Annotated in this window: 1 protein-coding gene; it reads right to left on the bottom strand. The window is 57.0% G+C overall.

Going from position 1 to position 456, the window contains the following annotated elements:
* Window positions 1-456: IS3 family transposase (locus tag QP941_RS11560; RefSeq protein ID WP_284869008.1), on the bottom strand; the 456-nt coding region annotated here is incomplete at both ends.

The raw sequence follows: 456 nt of genomic DNA on the forward strand, positions 1-456 counted from the left end.
ACCTTGCGGCCAGCGACTTTGAACTCGGTGACGTCGCTGACGAAGACAGTGTTGAGCCTATCGGGGGTGAAGTTGCGCTCGAGTGTGTTCTCAGCGATGTAGCTGATTGTGCCAGTGTAGGAGATGTAGGGCCTGCGCTGGCGGATCTTGGCTTTCAAGCCCATGGCGCGCATGAGCTTGTAGACAAGTTTGTGGTTGACCACCCAGCCCTGGTTACGCAGGTCGAGCAGTACCCGCCGGTAGCCGTAGCGGTGTTTGTTGCGCTGAAAACTGTCCCGGATCGCTTGTTTGAGCTCGGCATGTTTATCCGGTGCGGTGAGTCGTTTTTGGTGGTAGAAGAATGTCGAGCGTGCCATGCCGGCCGCATCCAGGAGGTAGTCCAAGCGGTGGTGTGACTTGAGGATGACGATTGCCTGGGCTTTCAGGCGTGTCCCTGGTTCCTCAAGTCTCGCAATT

The organism is Corynebacterium sp. MSK150, from assembly GCF_030229215.1.
Lineage (GTDB): Bacteria > Actinomycetota > Actinomycetes > Mycobacteriales > Mycobacteriaceae > Corynebacterium.